Source organism: Streptococcus sp. oral taxon 056 str. F0418 (genome assembly GCF_000220065.1).
Lineage (GTDB): Bacteria > Bacillota > Bacilli > Lactobacillales > Streptococcaceae > Streptococcus.
Map to the genome: position 1 here is coordinate 1,122,582 of NZ_AFQU01000001.1, position 14,621 is coordinate 1,137,202.

Below are 14,621 nucleotides of genomic sequence, written 5' to 3' on the forward strand. Positions count from 1 at the left end.
AGGACGATTTGCCCTGCACATTTTATGTTTCATGCGAAACAATACAACTTTGACTAGTTTAGATGAAATAATTTCTCCATGTAATAGTCAAAATAAGTCTTTAGGCCTGTCACCATGATGAATTTACCTTCTAATCCATAGCGAAGCTTTTTAGCCTGTTCTTGATTGACACTTGTTTCAGACTCTACCCTAAAAAAGTTGCCCTGCTTAGTCTGAGTTGCATTGGCATCAATACTCGAAATCTTAGATTCTAATACTAGCTGCTTATTCGCATCATCTGCTGTTATAAAGCGAATTTTATCTCCGATTTTAACAGTAGAAATATCCTTTGAAGAGATATAGGTAACCAAAGTAACCTTTTTTTCACTCATAATTTTAGGATAAATGTGTGCCAATACGGTCCCTTCTGCTACAAGGTTTGAACCCTTCAATTCGGAATTAAGATGGAGTACTCCATCCATCTGAGCCAAGACGCGTCTTTTATTGGTCACGCCTTCTTGAAGCTTGAGATTGCTCTCCACTTCTAAAATCTGTTGTGTCAGACTAGTCATTTCTTGTCCAACCTTAACTAAATGCTGAGCTTTCAAAGAAGCTAATTGACTAGATAGATTTCCTGCATAAGCTTGCTGGGCACCTGCGCCAGCATACTGGATGCGATAGCCCGTAGTTGCCGACTCTAGCTGAGAAATTTGATCATCAAGCTGCGCTACTATTTGATTTGTTGTAGCAGTTTTGTTCTCCGTCTGAGACAGCTGTGTATTGTAAGACTGATACAAGGTGTAAAGTGGATTTTCCTCATCTACACTACTACCTGTTTGAATGGCACTTTTTAGCTGACGATAATCATGCAACTTACCATCCATATCACTGATAACATTCCCCAGCTCCGCCTGTGATAGGCTTGCTGCAGTATTTTGCGAAGCTATTGTACTATTTTGCTGATTGACCGAGCTGGTCATACTTGTGACTTGATTTTGATAATCTTTAAAACTTTGCTCATATCCATAGCTATCTGGCTCAGAAAATTGATTTTTTCCACTCTCCAGACTAGATCGCAACGTTTCAAGTTTTCCTTTTTGATCCTTGAGTAAGCCTAGCTGACTAGAAAATTTCTGCTCTTGCGCTAACTCACCATCCATGGTGTACTGAATGAGTAGATCTCCTTTTTTGACTTCTTTATTTTCTGCCAAGTGATTTGCAATGATTGCTTGATTACTTGTTGACTGAACCTGCGACAGCACTCGGCTAGCTTCTACAGAAGCTCTGCTGGAAATCGAAATTTCCTTTTTGGCTAGTAGAGCAAAACCCACTAAAAACACTAGCAAAATGAGACTGGGCACAATCAAATAGCTCGCAAAATTGTGATAGCGTTTCTGATAAAACTCTGCACTTTCTAAAAACTGTTCGTTCATAATCTCTCCCTAACTATTGACTAGATGGTAGTAAAAACCTTCTTTTTCTAAAAGTTCCTGATGGCTTCCGCTCTCGACAATACGCCCCTGATCCAAAACAACAACTTTCTCCGAGCGCTCTGCAATGGTCAAACGATGAGCAATAAAGATAATCGTTTTGTCCAACTGCATGAGATTATCAATAATCCGCTTCTCCGTCAAAATATCTAAACTGCTCGTTGCTTCATCTAATATCAAGACTGGCGCATCCGTTAAGAGAGCTCGTGCCAAAGCAATGCGCTGGCGTTGGCCACCCGAGATTCCTGCTCCATCTGCCGTCAGCTCTGTCTGGTAATTGAGGGGCATCCGCTCAATATCCGCTCGAATCTCTGCTAACTCGACTGCTCGCAAAATATCCTCTTGACTTGTGCCCTCACGCGCACCTAAAAGTAGATTCTCCAAAATCGTACCGTTAAACACATAAGGTTGTTGAGGGAGATAGTTAATATACTGACGCAAAGCTTTTTTATCAAGTTGATTGAGATTCACTCCTCCCAGACAAATTTCACCTTGGTTTGGATCGTAAAAATTGACCAGCATCTTAGCTAAGGTCGTCTTTCCTGATCCTGATATACCAACAAAGCTTGTCTTGCTCCCAGCAGGAATACTAAATTCAATATCTGATAAAACATTTTTGCCATAGCCGTATTTGTAGCTAACTCCACGAAACTCAATATTTGCTTGCAGCAGACTCAAATCTTGGATCAGTTTTTCTTCTTCAAACTCTGATTGAACCAGGTATACTTCATTCAGGCGCTCATTGGCTACTCGAGCCGCCTGCAATTTGGTTTGGAGATTGATGATATTTTCCAAAGGATTAGTAAAGTAAACCAAAAGCGTATTATAGGTGATGAGCTGACCTAGGCTGATTTTCTGATCCATGACTAATGTAGCACCAACCCATAAAATCAATACATTCAAAATCAAGCGAGCTGCAGCTTTCAAGACTTTCTGCAAACTCTCAGAACGACTGTAGGCAAAAGACTTCTTTAAATAAGTAACAAACTCTTTGTCAATTTTCTGATAGCGTTGCTTTTCACTCGTCAAAGACTTGATGGTCTCAATTCCGTTTATGTCTTCGATAATAGAAGAAGACAGCACACTATTTGCTTCCATCGTCTCATGGTTCATCTTTTCAAAAGGCTTCATAAAAAGAAAAATAATCAGAGCATAAACAGGAATACCTAGTAAAGTCAGAAAGAAAAGACTGGCATTTTGTGAAAAAAGCACTACTGCTATAACTGAGACAATTGATACATCCAAAAATATAGATAAAATCGTACTCGCCAAGGCATCAATGATCCGATTGGCATCTGTAAAGCGAGAGATGATCTCCCCTGTTCGTCGTGTCGCAAAAAAAGACATCGGAAGCTGAAAAACATGTTTGATATAAGACAAGATAACATCAATTGACAAACGTTGTCCTAAAATCAAGAGTAAGTACTCCTGAGCGTATGATAAAAACTGTTGCAAGATATAGACAATGATTAATCCGACAGAAATCATTCCCAACGTCGTCTTCAACTGATCAGGTACATAAGTATCAATAATGGACTGAAGATAGTAAGAACCGACAATATTAATCACTGTCACTAATAAGGTTGCAAGGACAATATTGGTAATCAAACCTTTTTGCTTGGTCAATAGCGGAATAAAATCTAAAAGGCCATTTTTCTTTTCTTGACTGGGTTTATAAGCTGGGCTAGGAGCCAAAAAGATTGTAATACCTGTCCATTCCTGCGCAAAGCGTTCTCGTGGTATCTTTGTCATCTTGACCTGAGGATCTGGATCTGCCACATGAATCGTATGCTTATCATAGCCGGTCACCACATAATAATGTAAAAGTTTCCCATCCTTAAGCACATGAGCGATGAAAGGATAAGATACTTCTTCCATCCCAAACACAGTCATGTCCGCCTTAAGAGCTCGTGTCTCAAATCCAAGCTCCTCAGCCACCTTGACCAAACCAAGAGCTGTCGTGCCATCATTTGTCGTCTTTGCTTTCTCTCTCAAAGTTGCCAGCGAAACATATGAGCCATAATATCCCAAAACCATCGCCAAAGCCGCCACGCCACAATCTCTTGTATCTACCTGTGCACGGTAGTGTCGTTTCCTAAACTTCATAAAAATCTTTCTCCATATGTATCTGTACTTGATAGCATTATGATAATAAAAAAACTTGTCTGAACGACAAGATTTTGGCAACTTGCCAAGCTTCTTTTCTCAAATGTTTCTAATTTTTCAGTCCACTTTCTTAAAATGCTACATAATTCTTTTCAAATGTAGATTCATTATTTTAGTATCATGTTTTCTTATCCTATACTTAATTTGCAGAATTCCCATACCACCAGAAAAAGCAAGAAGCCCTAATATCTGCAACAATAAGGGAGAGATTTCTCCTGTAGTCGGTAACATTCTGTTCCAATGGGTGGAATGCATAGAGACATTTGATACAGTTAGAAGCGACTCTGGTTTGGGAGCTTGTTTGATGGGAATATACGTTGAAGGTAACGTACTTTGTCTTTCTTCTGGATTGGGAAGAGCAACTAATTCAACTTGGTGTTGAGCGTTGGCAACTTCGCTAATTTCTTGAGTTCGTACCTGTTGGTCTTCTGAGAGAACATCAGACTCTTGACCTGCTTCTTCTGATTTTATTTCTGATTGAGTCGGCGGTTCTTTCTTGTACAGTGCCTTATACAACTCTTGTACAGAAATGCCTCCGCCTACGAAAGCTCCGATTGGTTTGCCTTCTTTCATGTGGATCAAAGTTGGAGTCCCTGGCACTCCCAGAGTTTGGAAAATAAACTCCCGTGCCTTTTCATCAAAATCGTCTCCATCTACATTATAATAGGATAGTTTTCCATCAATCAGCTGGTTCAATTCTTTTAAAGTCGAAGAAAATTGCCGACAATGCCTACAAGTCGGACGACCAATATAAAGTACAGTCTCTCCTTTAGTATCTGGTTGAAAAATCTCCATCAACTGCTCAATACCGATTTTTCTAAAGTTTGCGACATTTTTTTCATAATCTTCTATCGTTACTTCTTTAGATTCATCTGATGTTTCTTCCTTATGCTCTTTATCCTTATGCGATATAGATTCTTGTTGCGTCTCGTTCAGTAAATCCGGCGTCTTGTCCTCTTTGTTTTGTAAATCTTTTTCAACTTGACCATCAACTTTTGTTTCCGTACGATTGATCTCTTTATTTACTACCTGTACCTCAGAAGTGCTAGCAGTTATAGATTCATCTGCCAATATCACTTCTGTTGAATAAAATAATAAAAGGGTTATTGTTAATAACATATACTTTTTCATAATAATCTCTGTCCTGCTATTCTATTAAATCTTATGCGTGACTAACAAAGCGTTCTCACATCTTTCTAATGATATAAATAATCTTATAACCAGTAGAGTAAGAAAGTGACCCCATTTCGAAGTGCGTGCGCTAGAATTGACATTTCCAATCGTTTACTACTATAAGCCACCCAAGCCAAGATTGCCCCCATCCCCGCGTAAAAGATAAAGCTGGATAGATTGTTCGGTGAATGAAAGAGACCAAAAAGAACAGTTCCTATTGCCATTCCAATTATTTGGTGCTTAGGAAATAGCTTTTGCGGAATTAAGCCTCTAAAAACAATCTCTTCCAAAACAGGCGCTACTAAAATAACTCCAAACAAGATCAAAAGCATCGGCATATGCTTAAATAGCTCTTCCAGAGCAGCCTGATTAGACGTTACCTTTGGAGCCCCTTCAACTCTTTTTACCGCTAACACTATTATTCCCAATGGTAGAGATAAAAAATAAGAAATAGCAAGCTTTCCTACTGCTCCCCAGTTAAAAAATGAAAAATCAAGTGATAAAAGGCCTTCTTTCTTAGCCATTCTCAAACTATAAAAAACAATCAATAAGCAAATAAAAGCATCAACAATCGTCGTCCTGGCACTAAATCCCTTACCACTAATAATCAGCTTCTCATAAATAAATGGTACCTGGCTGAGAAAGACTACAAATAATGTCAGAAGGACATATTCCGCTTTCTTAAAAAATGTTTTCATAAATTTATCTCCGTTTTTGAGTTTCTATCAAACCAGAATAAAACTGCAACTGGAGAGAAAGAATTAGTCGATTTCTCGCCAGTTGCTTTTTTACATTTCTAGTACATTTTCCCTAAATAGGAAGATAATATACAAACTCTTTCTGCTTATACTACCTCTTATATATTCATAAAATAAATTATTCCAATATTGGGTTTTACGGGCAAGGAACCGGTGGAACTGGATTCCAAGAACTTTTAGGAATGCAAGCTTCTGGATGGGGAGCACTAGGACCAAATGTTCCTATTACACTTTTGAATACTCCCCAACTCCAACACCCTACATCAAAAATAGAACAATAAGTTCCACCGGTAACTGATGCTAATTCTTCTTCTTTTAAATATTGCATTGCAAAATACTCCTCTCTCACTACACTTTTACACAAAACCATTGTCTTGGATTTCTTCGACAACTAGCTGTACTTTCAGAAACTGCTTCATCAATCATTTTACTAACAAAGTAAGCTCCTATGGGAATCCAAGAAAAACCCCCAATAACACATTCTAGCTCTTCCTTTTTTAATTCTCTCATTGACACTTGCATACTGTGAAACCTTTCCTTATCTTTTTTATACTTAAATATAATGAAATACAAAGAAACGAAAATAATAATAGATAATATTAAACTCATCATACTTTCTCTTCCAAAATATTCTTTTACAGGATAATAGACAAAAAGATATAAGAGCAATAATTTTATTACATTCTTCATAAAGCACTCCTATAAAGACAGCAGACAAATACTTTTAGACTTGGATACAAAACCACTGTCTATGATTTTTACGACAACTATTTGTACTATAGTCGCCAAAAGCATCTACAAACTTATCTGCTATATAATCAATAACTATCTTAGACCAGTCTCCCCCTACAACAGTAGCCATCTCTTCTGTTGATAGTGTCATATATTTACTTTCTAATGAGTTCATATTTCACTCCTTTTCATTTTACAGGTTTGCGGAGTTACCTGTACCTCATTCTCTTAAAGAAGGCGCTTTCTTTAACTACTGTTAGTATAAACCTTATTTTTCTTTTGTAATATTTTTCCCTAAAAAGTCCATTTTGTGCCTAAAATGATTTAAAAATCTATGTTGAATGGTTCGTTCAAGAACAAAATTGCTTGTTCTACGCACAAAAGTAAGATTCCAATATTCTTCCGAATAAATTATAAAAAGAGAGTGGGACAGAAATCGGTAATTCGTTAGAATTCGATTTCGTCGTCCCACCTCCGCACAGTTGAGTAGGGCTGTAAAAGCTGATGGAATCAGCGTAGTAGAGCCCACTCAACCACTGCGTCATGCTCGACAATCCAAAGAAAATTGAGAGGCTAGGACTTTTGTCCCAGCCTCGTTTTTGAACAATTTATAAGCTCTACAATGACTCCAGATCCTATTTTTGATCATTATCCCCTTTTGCCACTAATAACTTTTCAACCATTCTTAGCCTTTTTGGAGGCAAAGGATAAGTTGAACCATCAAAAAAGATTAGCTCCCTCGCCCGCTTATTAACACTTGTAATATTATCAACATTGATCAGCGTTGAACGATCGACTTTATACAATCGTTGTTGCACATCTATTTCCATAATTTCTGAAATTGTCCCATAAAATTCCATACGAAAATTCCGTGCTTGAACCAGTAACTTATGAGAAATAGGTGTTGTTTCGATATAAAAAACATCCTCAAAAGGCACTTTTAACTCGAGCTTCCCCCTGTAGCTATAGCATAAAATATCTTCTGGTCGCTCCATGCTCTCAGCAACATTGAACTGCCGCCAAGCGTATTCCATACAATCTCGAACTTTTTGATCAAAGTTTTTCAAGTCTTTTCGAATAAAATCTAGAGCAGATATATGATATTCAAACGCCAATGGAGCACTTTCAAACATAGTTGTTACAAAGACAATAATCGCAAAAGGATTCCGCTCGCGAACAATTTCTGCCATCTTAAAACCTTGTCTCTGGTCACCCTTTATATCCAAGTCTAGAAAATACAAATGATGGGCTCGATCCATCTTTACTGACTCCTGAAACTCTGCTACCTTTCCTGTCGTATGAACTCGCACGGAAATATGCAAGTCCTTAGCTATTGCTTTGATTACATTCTCAAGACGAATTGCATGTTCTAAGTTATCCTCTAAAATGGTAATGTTCATGACTCTCTCCTTTCTGTTTAAATTTTAATATTTGCGTAAAACTTTCACGCTCCACTCGAGTTTGGAGAGATACCAGCCTCTCATAGCTACGCACCAAATCTAGTAAATTTGCTAGCCCATCCCCTCGGCCGACTTCTTTGGTAGAATAGCCTCTTTGCCAAATTTTACTTTGATCAATAGGAGCATCTAAACGACTATTGCTCACAACAAAAGCTACTTGTTCATCGTCCATAAAAAGCGCTACCCTCACAAAAGGTTGACTAGTCTGTCTAGCAGCTTCAATAGCATTATTTAAAATAATATCTCCCATACGAATGACTTCAAGCATGGGAACAGCCACGACAGGTATGGACTCATGTACTTCTACACCGATAACTATCGATTCTCTTTCTGCTTGCAAAACTTTATTCGCAATGACGCTTCTAAGAGCTAGATCATCTATATTTTTTACATCAAAAGAGTAATAATCTACATTATGTAGTTGAATATCTAGCTTTACTAGGGCTTCCTCATAGATCTTTTCGATATGAGATAGATCTCCTGCTGCAATAGCTGGTCGCAGGCTAGCCACGACACCGCCTAAATCATGACGAATTCCACGGATTTCATCATATAGACTCCCAAGTTTATTAATAAACTGATTTAAGTCCCTGATTTGCTCCTCTTTTATAAGCAGGACTTGATTGATGCGATACTTTTCTTGCTGAGTCTTTACATAGACTAAAGATGCAATATAGCCGACTAACATAACCAAAGAAATCGTCGTATTAAAAGGTTTCTTAGCATCCGATATAAAAAATGACAGAGCCAAATTGGCAATACGTGCTAACAACAGACTAGCAAAAACAATATTAACCGATTTTAATGTTGCTGACATCGTCTTTTCTTCTAAGAGGGTAAAATCTATCTTAAATATACCAAGTAGCCACTTGTGAAGATAAAAGACTAGTATCGCCATACCCATGTAGTCCAAAATAAGCCACACTGTTTCCGTAGAGCTAGATAAGCTGTACAAGTATAAAACAAAAGAACTAATAAAATACCGAATAATGTGGTAAGTTAAAAGGATATAACTCCCATAAAAGAATGATACTTCCCAAGTCTTTTTAAAACGTCGGCGATACAAAAGCAAGAAAAAGAAAAAAGTAGCAAAAGTGGCAAATCGATTCGTAATGATTGCAAAAATTAACAACCAAAGTAATAAGTAAAACCAATCTTTCCAAAACGACTTTTTTTCCCATCCTTGAAAGCTTTCTTCAAGCTGTCCTGCAATCAATAAATAGGGAAGAGGGAGAATTAAAAAAAGTAACATCTTTATCAATCATCCCCTCTAAAAACACTCCACCACCATTGTCTGAGCAAATCTCCAAAATTATTTCCACCACTTACTTGCTGAAGCTCTTCCTCTGTCAATGGTGTCAAGTCTTCTAGCGATTCTTTTACTATTTGTTTCATATTTAACTCCTTTATACGATCAAAGATATGGCTCTACCCATTTCCGACTGACAAGTTGCCTACTGCTATTTTCCCCTATATAAAACATTATTTCTATTTTTATTATAACAAATTTGAAAGCCTTTGCACCTCTTGTTCCTAAAAAGTGGAGATTTGTGCCTAAAAAAACAAAAAATTTTCCAGTTTTTCACTTCTCTCATTTTTCCACAACAAAAATAAGGATAGGGCGCACATCCCCATCCTCATTTCTATATTTCCTTTTATCTCATCAATAAAAGTATAAGCGGAAAGCTATTATGCAGAATATGAAAAGCCATAGGTACCCAGAAATTATCTGTCAGCTTATAACTATAAGCAATCCCAAGTTCAGGTATAAAATACACTAAAAATGCCGAAAAAGAACTAACTCCATGCGAAAATGCGAAGATCCCTGTCGAAATCAAAATCCCTATTCTGCTATGATTGAAGCTACCCTTTTGCATAAAGCCTCTGTAGAAGATTTCTTCTAGCATAGGAGCGAGAATCACTGCTGTCGTTAAAAACGATACTGTGAAGCCTCTTGAAGCTATCTCCATAATATTTTGAGCCGACTCTGATGTCGCTATATCTACTGGAAAAAGGAATATTTCTACCCATTTCGTAAGATAGACAGCTACGACACCTAAAAGTAGAATTCCTAGCTCTTTCCAAGATGGCTTCTGCCAACGTACAATTTTGTATTTCTTTAAACAGTATAGGAGCGCTGTAATAATCATTATATTTAAGAGAATAAACGCTTCTTGATTTGTCCGAAAAAGCTGCTCTGGACTAGCAAAGAAAAGACTATAAGTAAATGCCATAATGACCAGATTTCCAATCAAACCTATCAAAAAATACATTATTTTTTCAAAAATCATCTGTTTTTCTCCACGAAATAGGATTTAAAATAAGAAGTAAAATATGATTATTAAAGTAAGAATGCTATAAAATTACGAAGTGCATGCGCTAGAATAGACATTTCTAATCTCTTACTACTATATGCAACCCAAGCAAGTATAGCCCCTGAACCTGTATAAAATATAAAACTCGAAATATTCGTTGGAAAGTGGAACAAACCAAACAAAACAACTCCTACCATTAATCCTTTCACTTGATTATGCGGAAAAATCTTCTGCGGAATCAAACCTCGAAAAGTAATTTCTTCTAAAACGGGCGCTTTTATAACCGAATCAATCAACATAAGAACCTTAGGTACATTTGAAAATAAAGAATTCAATGCTGCCTGATTAGAAGTAATCTGCGGTGCTCCTTCAATTTTTGCAACTATAGCCGTCAAAAATACTATTGGTATAAATATCAGAAATGATAAGAGCAACTTACTGATATCACTCCAATTAAAGACATGAAAATTAAAGGATAATAGTTTTTCCTGCTTTCCTATTCTTAAACTATAAAAAATAACTAAAAAATAAATGAGAAGACAGATGATCGTTGATCTCAGATCAAAACTTTTTCCGGATTGTATGGTTTTTCCCATATAGAAAAAACTAACCTGACTTAACAACAATACAAATAAACTTAAACAGATATATTCTGCCCTTTTTTAAAATTTTTCATAACAAACTACCGATAACTTATAGCACTACACTTGGACCATATAGCTTAAGAGCTGGTTTGACAGATTCAAAATGAAAGGCATCGTACACTCTCCAGGCTTGATAGGTCCTCTCATCTAATGCCAGAGTACTCAAACCTATTAAGAGACTACTTGATTGATAAAATTTTTCCAGTGCAATCAGCACATGATTGTCAAGCTGAGTACTAGTAGAGAGCTGATTTAAAATGCTCGTTAAATTCTCCTGAAATTTTATATCATCTATGGATGATCGCCTACACTTCTGAAAATTGATGTCAATCGCCTTAATATACTGACTAGCATGTTCTAATATTTGTTTATCTTCCATTTTTCATTCCTTTCATTTTTCCATAGAGTTCCATGCTTCCTATTTAAGTAGCACATTTTCTATCTATCCGTTTCTTCTCTTGCTACTAGACGTTTCTTCAGGGTTCGTTGACCAGTACGTGAAGCTGGGAAGCTCATCCCGTCTAAAAAAACAACCTCACCTTTCAAACATTCTTTAACATTATCAATGTTAACTAAAAGAAAACGGCTAGCATATTCTAACTGATGCTTCCTGTCCTGCTCCACGATCTCCGCCAAACTACCATAAAAGATCTTGCTTGAATTCGTACAATAAAGCTTCAACCGGTGAGAATCGCCAGTCGTCTCAATTGCCAATAAATCTCGATAAGGAACACTAAAGCTCTGACGCCCATCGTGCATATAGGTAAATAAATTTCTTTCTTCTGTCAAATGATTATGATGTAGTACATGCTCCACACACGATCGAATTTGATCACGGTAAACTTCCTCATTATGATCTTTAACAATAAAATCCAGTGCAGATAAATGGTAACGAAAGGCTAGAGTAGCAGACTCAGATAAAGCCGAAACAAAGACTAAACTAGTATATGGATCGTGCTCTCTTATCTCCTTTGCAACCTTAAAGCCCATTTCACGATCATTGTCCACTTCCAAATCCAAAAAATAAAGTTGATAATGATCTAAAAAATTTTGATAAACCTGCAAATCCCTGTAAGATTTTGCAATATCAACATGCAACTTGATACGCATCGTTTTTGCAATATCCAATAAAGCTGTTTCGATTCGCCCTTGTTGCGCATCATCATCCTCCAATACTAGCACTCTCATTAGCTTCCTCCCTTACTACAAACGTCATCTTCTGCACAAACGTTTCTTCTCCAATTTCCGTTTCAATTCCTAAATGATAGCGAAGTACCAACTCTTGCAATACAGCAAGACCTATTCCTCGTTTCTCTGCCTTTGTCGAATAGCCACTTTCCCATAGCCTCCGCTGATCTAAAGGACCTGATTTCCGGGTATTTTCTACTACAAAAATGACAGATTCTTTTTCTCGAAACAGCGCTACACTTACTCGAGGCACTTTTGCACAAATTGCTGCTTCTAACGCATTGTTCAATAAAATAGACAGAATACGAACCGTCTCAAGCATCGGTACATGAACTCTTGGAACACAGCCAATCGTCTGCAAATCAAATTGAATCCCTTCATTCTCAGCCTGAACCATAATCTGAGCCAAAGCATTTCTAAAAGCAATATCTTCTATATTTTGTAAGTTGAACGCAGTATAATCTGCCTTTTTTAACTTATCGTTTGTCTTTAAAAATATTTTATAATAAATTTTCTCAATCTCTTTAATATCCTCTTTCTCAATAGCAGGCTCCATACTAGAAATAATTCCTGCAAAGTCATGCCGGAAACCACGAATTTCATCATATAAGCTTCCTAATTTTTCGACCATTCTGTGCATAGCTTGGTTCTCAGCCTCTTTCTGATGAACAATCTGCTCATGAACATAGTCTGCCAACTCCCCTTTTATATGCAAGGTCCACAACAAATAAATCATAAACAACAAAAGCGAGATTGTCGTATCAAAATGAGATGCCCAGCTGTTTTTTTGATTCAGCAAGACAACCAAAAAAATCCGAATCAAATATAAGAAGCCAAAAAAGAGCGTTGATTCCTTTAGTAAAGGTCGAAATGGCCTTGAAAATAGTAAATCTAAATTTAATTTTAAACCTCGCAATAGCAAGACAACCAAGCCTAAAACACCTATATTGATACCTGCTGAGATCAAACCTGAAATTCTGTCAGAAAGCTGCTCAGTAGTCACAAAATAACCGATCATTGCCGTAAAAAGCAAACGTACACCATGATAAGACAAAGCCAAATAAAAAGAGAGAAAGAGTGATTCAAGTTGCTTTTTCTTCGATATATAGTGCAAAATAACATAATAAAACACAAGAATAATTGGATTAATCAGTAAAAGTTCTATCTTCAAAAAAATCGTTGTTATAACAACTAAAATAAACCAATAACGTTTCTTTTTAAAAGCCGCATCCACTCGAATCCCTAAATAAATATAAGGAAAAAAGAAACAGACAATGAATAAAACAAAAAAGAATAGATCAATCATTTGCTCTAACATACTTTCACACTTTCTAAAACATTCCTTATAGTAAGTATAGCAAAAATATCTTAAAATGTTGATCTCTTCCTAAAAAGTCTATTTTTAATCACAAACGGTCATAAAATATCGAAATAACAAAAAGAATCTGAGAAAAATATTCTCAGATTCTTCAAATAGCAAATATAAATTAAAGCATTTTGTTGTAGAATTCAACGACAAGTGCTTCGTTGATTTCTGGGTTGATTTCGTCGCGTTCTGGAAGGCGAGTCAATGAACCTTCTAATTTTTCAGCATCAAATGATACGAATGCTGGACGTCCAAGAGTAGCTTCAACAGCTTCAAGGATTGCAGGCACTTTCAATGATTTTTCACGAACTGAGATCACTTGACCTGGAGTTACGCGGTATGATGGGATATCAACACGTTTTCCGTCAACAAGGATGTGACCGTGGTTTACGAATTGACGAGCTTGACGACGAGTAGTCGCAAGACCAAGACGGTAAACAACGTTATCCAAACGACGTTCCAAAAGAAGCATGAAGTTGAAACCAAGGATGCCTTCTTTGATCTTAGTAGCTTGAACGAACAAGTTACGGAATTGTTTTTCACCTACACCGTAAGTGAAACGAAGTTTTTGTTTTTCAGCTAATTGCAAACCATATTCTGACAATTTGCTACGGTTGTTTGGTCCATGTTGACCAGGTACATAGTTACGGCGAGCTAATTCTTTACCTGTACCAGTAAGAGAAAGACCCAAACGACGAGCTTGTTTCCAAGATGGTCCTGTATAACGTGACATAAAAATGTCCTCCTATAAAAAATATTTTCGAGGAAATAGTCACTTAGAAAGCCCTGATTCGTGCAGAACATTTTCGCCCAAACAGCTAAGGCTACTTTTATAGCTGATGTTCTGTTGACGAGCTCCATGCTCTCCTGCTGCTATTTCACACAAAGGTTATTGTACCACGAATACAGCCAAAAGTAAAGACTGTTCTATAAAAAAAATCAAGCCAAAAGGCTTGATTTAGGTTATGCTATTCAGACCAAAAGGCCAGTTCATTGCCAGCAGGGTCTTTAAATTGAAAACGACGCCCACCAGGAAAATGAAACAGTTCCTGAGTAATCTCTCCGCCAGCTTGTTTAACGGTTGCTAAAGCTTGCTCAATATTATCAGTATAGATGATAATTAAAGGGTGTTGGCGCTTATCAACAGTCAGACCACTGGCAACACCACTATTGCTTGTATCCAAATATTCAGGACCCCATTCCTGATATTGCCAGCCGAAGACTTGTTGATAAAATTTTCTACTTTCTTTCAGCGCTTCCCTATCTGGAAAAGGGAATTCGATATTATCAATTTGATTAGGGAGTTTGGTCATAGTTAAATTCCTTTCATTTAAGTGATAATTTTACTAA

17 protein-coding genes are annotated in these 14,621 nt (G+C 36.9%); all 17 read right to left on the reverse strand.

Annotation, left to right across the window (positions count from 1 at the left end):
* Window positions 1-53 precede the first annotated feature (53 nt).
* The 17 genes from comB to HMPREF9182_RS05600 all read right to left on the reverse strand — a co-directional run bounded on the left by comB (window position 54) and on the right by HMPREF9182_RS05600 (window position 14,584).
* Window positions 54-1,412: a competence pheromone export protein ComB gene (gene comB / locus HMPREF9182_RS05525; RefSeq protein ID WP_009754435.1), complete on the reverse strand. Its 1,359-nt coding sequence runs from the start codon at window positions 1,410-1,412 to the stop codon at window positions 54-56.
* A gap of 9 nt (window positions 1,413-1,421) precedes the next feature.
* A complete protein-coding gene (gene comA / locus HMPREF9182_RS05530) occupies window positions 1,422-3,575 on the reverse strand; it encodes a peptide cleavage/export ABC transporter ComA (protein WP_009443219.1) in 2,154 nt (717 codons plus the stop codon).
* A gap of 138 nt (window positions 3,576-3,713) precedes the next feature.
* Window positions 3,714-4,754, reverse strand: coding sequence for a thioredoxin domain-containing protein (locus tag HMPREF9182_RS05535; protein WP_176605747.1), 1,041 nt, complete (start codon window positions 4,752-4,754; stop codon window positions 3,714-3,716).
* 95 nt (window positions 4,755-4,849) lie between these two features.
* A complete protein-coding gene (locus tag HMPREF9182_RS05540) occupies window positions 4,850-5,506 on the reverse strand; it encodes a CPBP family intramembrane glutamic endopeptidase (RefSeq protein ID WP_009443444.1) in 657 nt (218 codons plus the stop codon).
* Between the two features lie 196 nt (window positions 5,507-5,702).
* A complete protein-coding gene (locus HMPREF9182_RS05545) occupies window positions 5,703-5,894 on the reverse strand; it encodes a hypothetical protein (protein ID WP_009443511.1) in 192 nt (63 codons plus the stop codon).
* A 20-nt stretch (window positions 5,895-5,914) separates the two neighbouring features.
* On the reverse strand, window positions 5,915-6,256 hold the full coding sequence (locus tag HMPREF9182_RS05550) for a hypothetical protein (RefSeq protein ID WP_009754576.1): 342 nt from the start codon (window positions 6,254-6,256) through the stop codon (window positions 5,915-5,917).
* Window positions 6,257-6,290: 34 nt separating this feature from the next.
* Entirely contained in the window at window positions 6,291-6,473 is a 183-nt protein-coding gene (locus HMPREF9182_RS05555) for a hypothetical protein (RefSeq protein WP_009443076.1), read from the reverse strand.
* Window positions 6,474-6,933: 460 nt separating this feature from the next.
* A complete protein-coding gene (locus HMPREF9182_RS05560) occupies window positions 6,934-7,698 on the reverse strand; it encodes a LytTR family transcriptional regulator DNA-binding domain-containing protein (protein ID WP_009754551.1) in 765 nt (254 codons plus the stop codon).
* Window positions 7,673-8,575, reverse strand: a complete 903-nt coding sequence (locus HMPREF9182_RS05565) for a GHKL domain-containing protein (protein WP_176605748.1) — start codon at window positions 8,573-8,575, stop codon at window positions 7,673-7,675. Before HMPREF9182_RS05565 ends, HMPREF9182_RS05560 begins: the two co-directional genes overlap by 26 nt.
* Window positions 8,576-9,015: 440 nt before the next feature.
* Complete coding sequence (locus tag HMPREF9182_RS10000) at window positions 9,016-9,153, reverse strand: bacteriocin (RefSeq protein WP_009443386.1); 138 nt, start codon at window positions 9,151-9,153, stop codon at window positions 9,016-9,018.
* Window positions 9,154-9,413: 260 nt separating this feature from the next.
* On the reverse strand, window positions 9,414-10,049 hold the full coding sequence (locus HMPREF9182_RS05570) for a CPBP family intramembrane glutamic endopeptidase (RefSeq protein WP_009755127.1): 636 nt from the start codon (window positions 10,047-10,049) through the stop codon (window positions 9,414-9,416).
* Window positions 10,050-10,099: 50 nt separating this feature from the next.
* Window positions 10,100-10,669: a CPBP family intramembrane glutamic endopeptidase gene (locus tag HMPREF9182_RS05575; protein WP_009443107.1), complete on the reverse strand. Its 570-nt coding sequence runs from the start codon at window positions 10,667-10,669 to the stop codon at window positions 10,100-10,102.
* A 97-nt stretch (window positions 10,670-10,766) separates the two neighbouring features.
* On the reverse strand, window positions 10,767-11,096 hold the full coding sequence (locus tag HMPREF9182_RS05580) for a hypothetical protein (protein WP_037602735.1): 330 nt from the start codon (window positions 11,094-11,096) through the stop codon (window positions 10,767-10,769).
* 59 nt (window positions 11,097-11,155) lie between these two features.
* Complete coding sequence (locus HMPREF9182_RS05585; RefSeq protein WP_009755032.1) at window positions 11,156-11,905, reverse strand: LytTR family transcriptional regulator DNA-binding domain-containing protein; 750 nt, start codon at window positions 11,903-11,905, stop codon at window positions 11,156-11,158.
* Window positions 11,880-13,223, reverse strand: coding sequence for a GHKL domain-containing protein (locus HMPREF9182_RS10820; protein ID WP_009754525.1), 1,344 nt, complete (start codon window positions 13,221-13,223; stop codon window positions 11,880-11,882). The genes HMPREF9182_RS05585 and HMPREF9182_RS10820 overlap by 26 nt, the downstream gene beginning before the upstream one ends.
* A 169-nt stretch (window positions 13,224-13,392) precedes the next feature.
* Window positions 13,393-14,004 (reverse strand): 30S ribosomal protein S4, encoded by a 612-nt coding sequence (gene rpsD, locus HMPREF9182_RS05595; RefSeq protein ID WP_008810013.1) that lies wholly within the window; start codon window positions 14,002-14,004, stop codon window positions 13,393-13,395.
* Window positions 14,005-14,239: 235 nt separating this feature from the next.
* Entirely contained in the window at window positions 14,240-14,584 is a 345-nt protein-coding gene (locus tag HMPREF9182_RS05600) for a VOC family protein (protein ID WP_009443435.1), read from the reverse strand.
* Window positions 14,585-14,621: the final 37 nt, after the last annotated feature.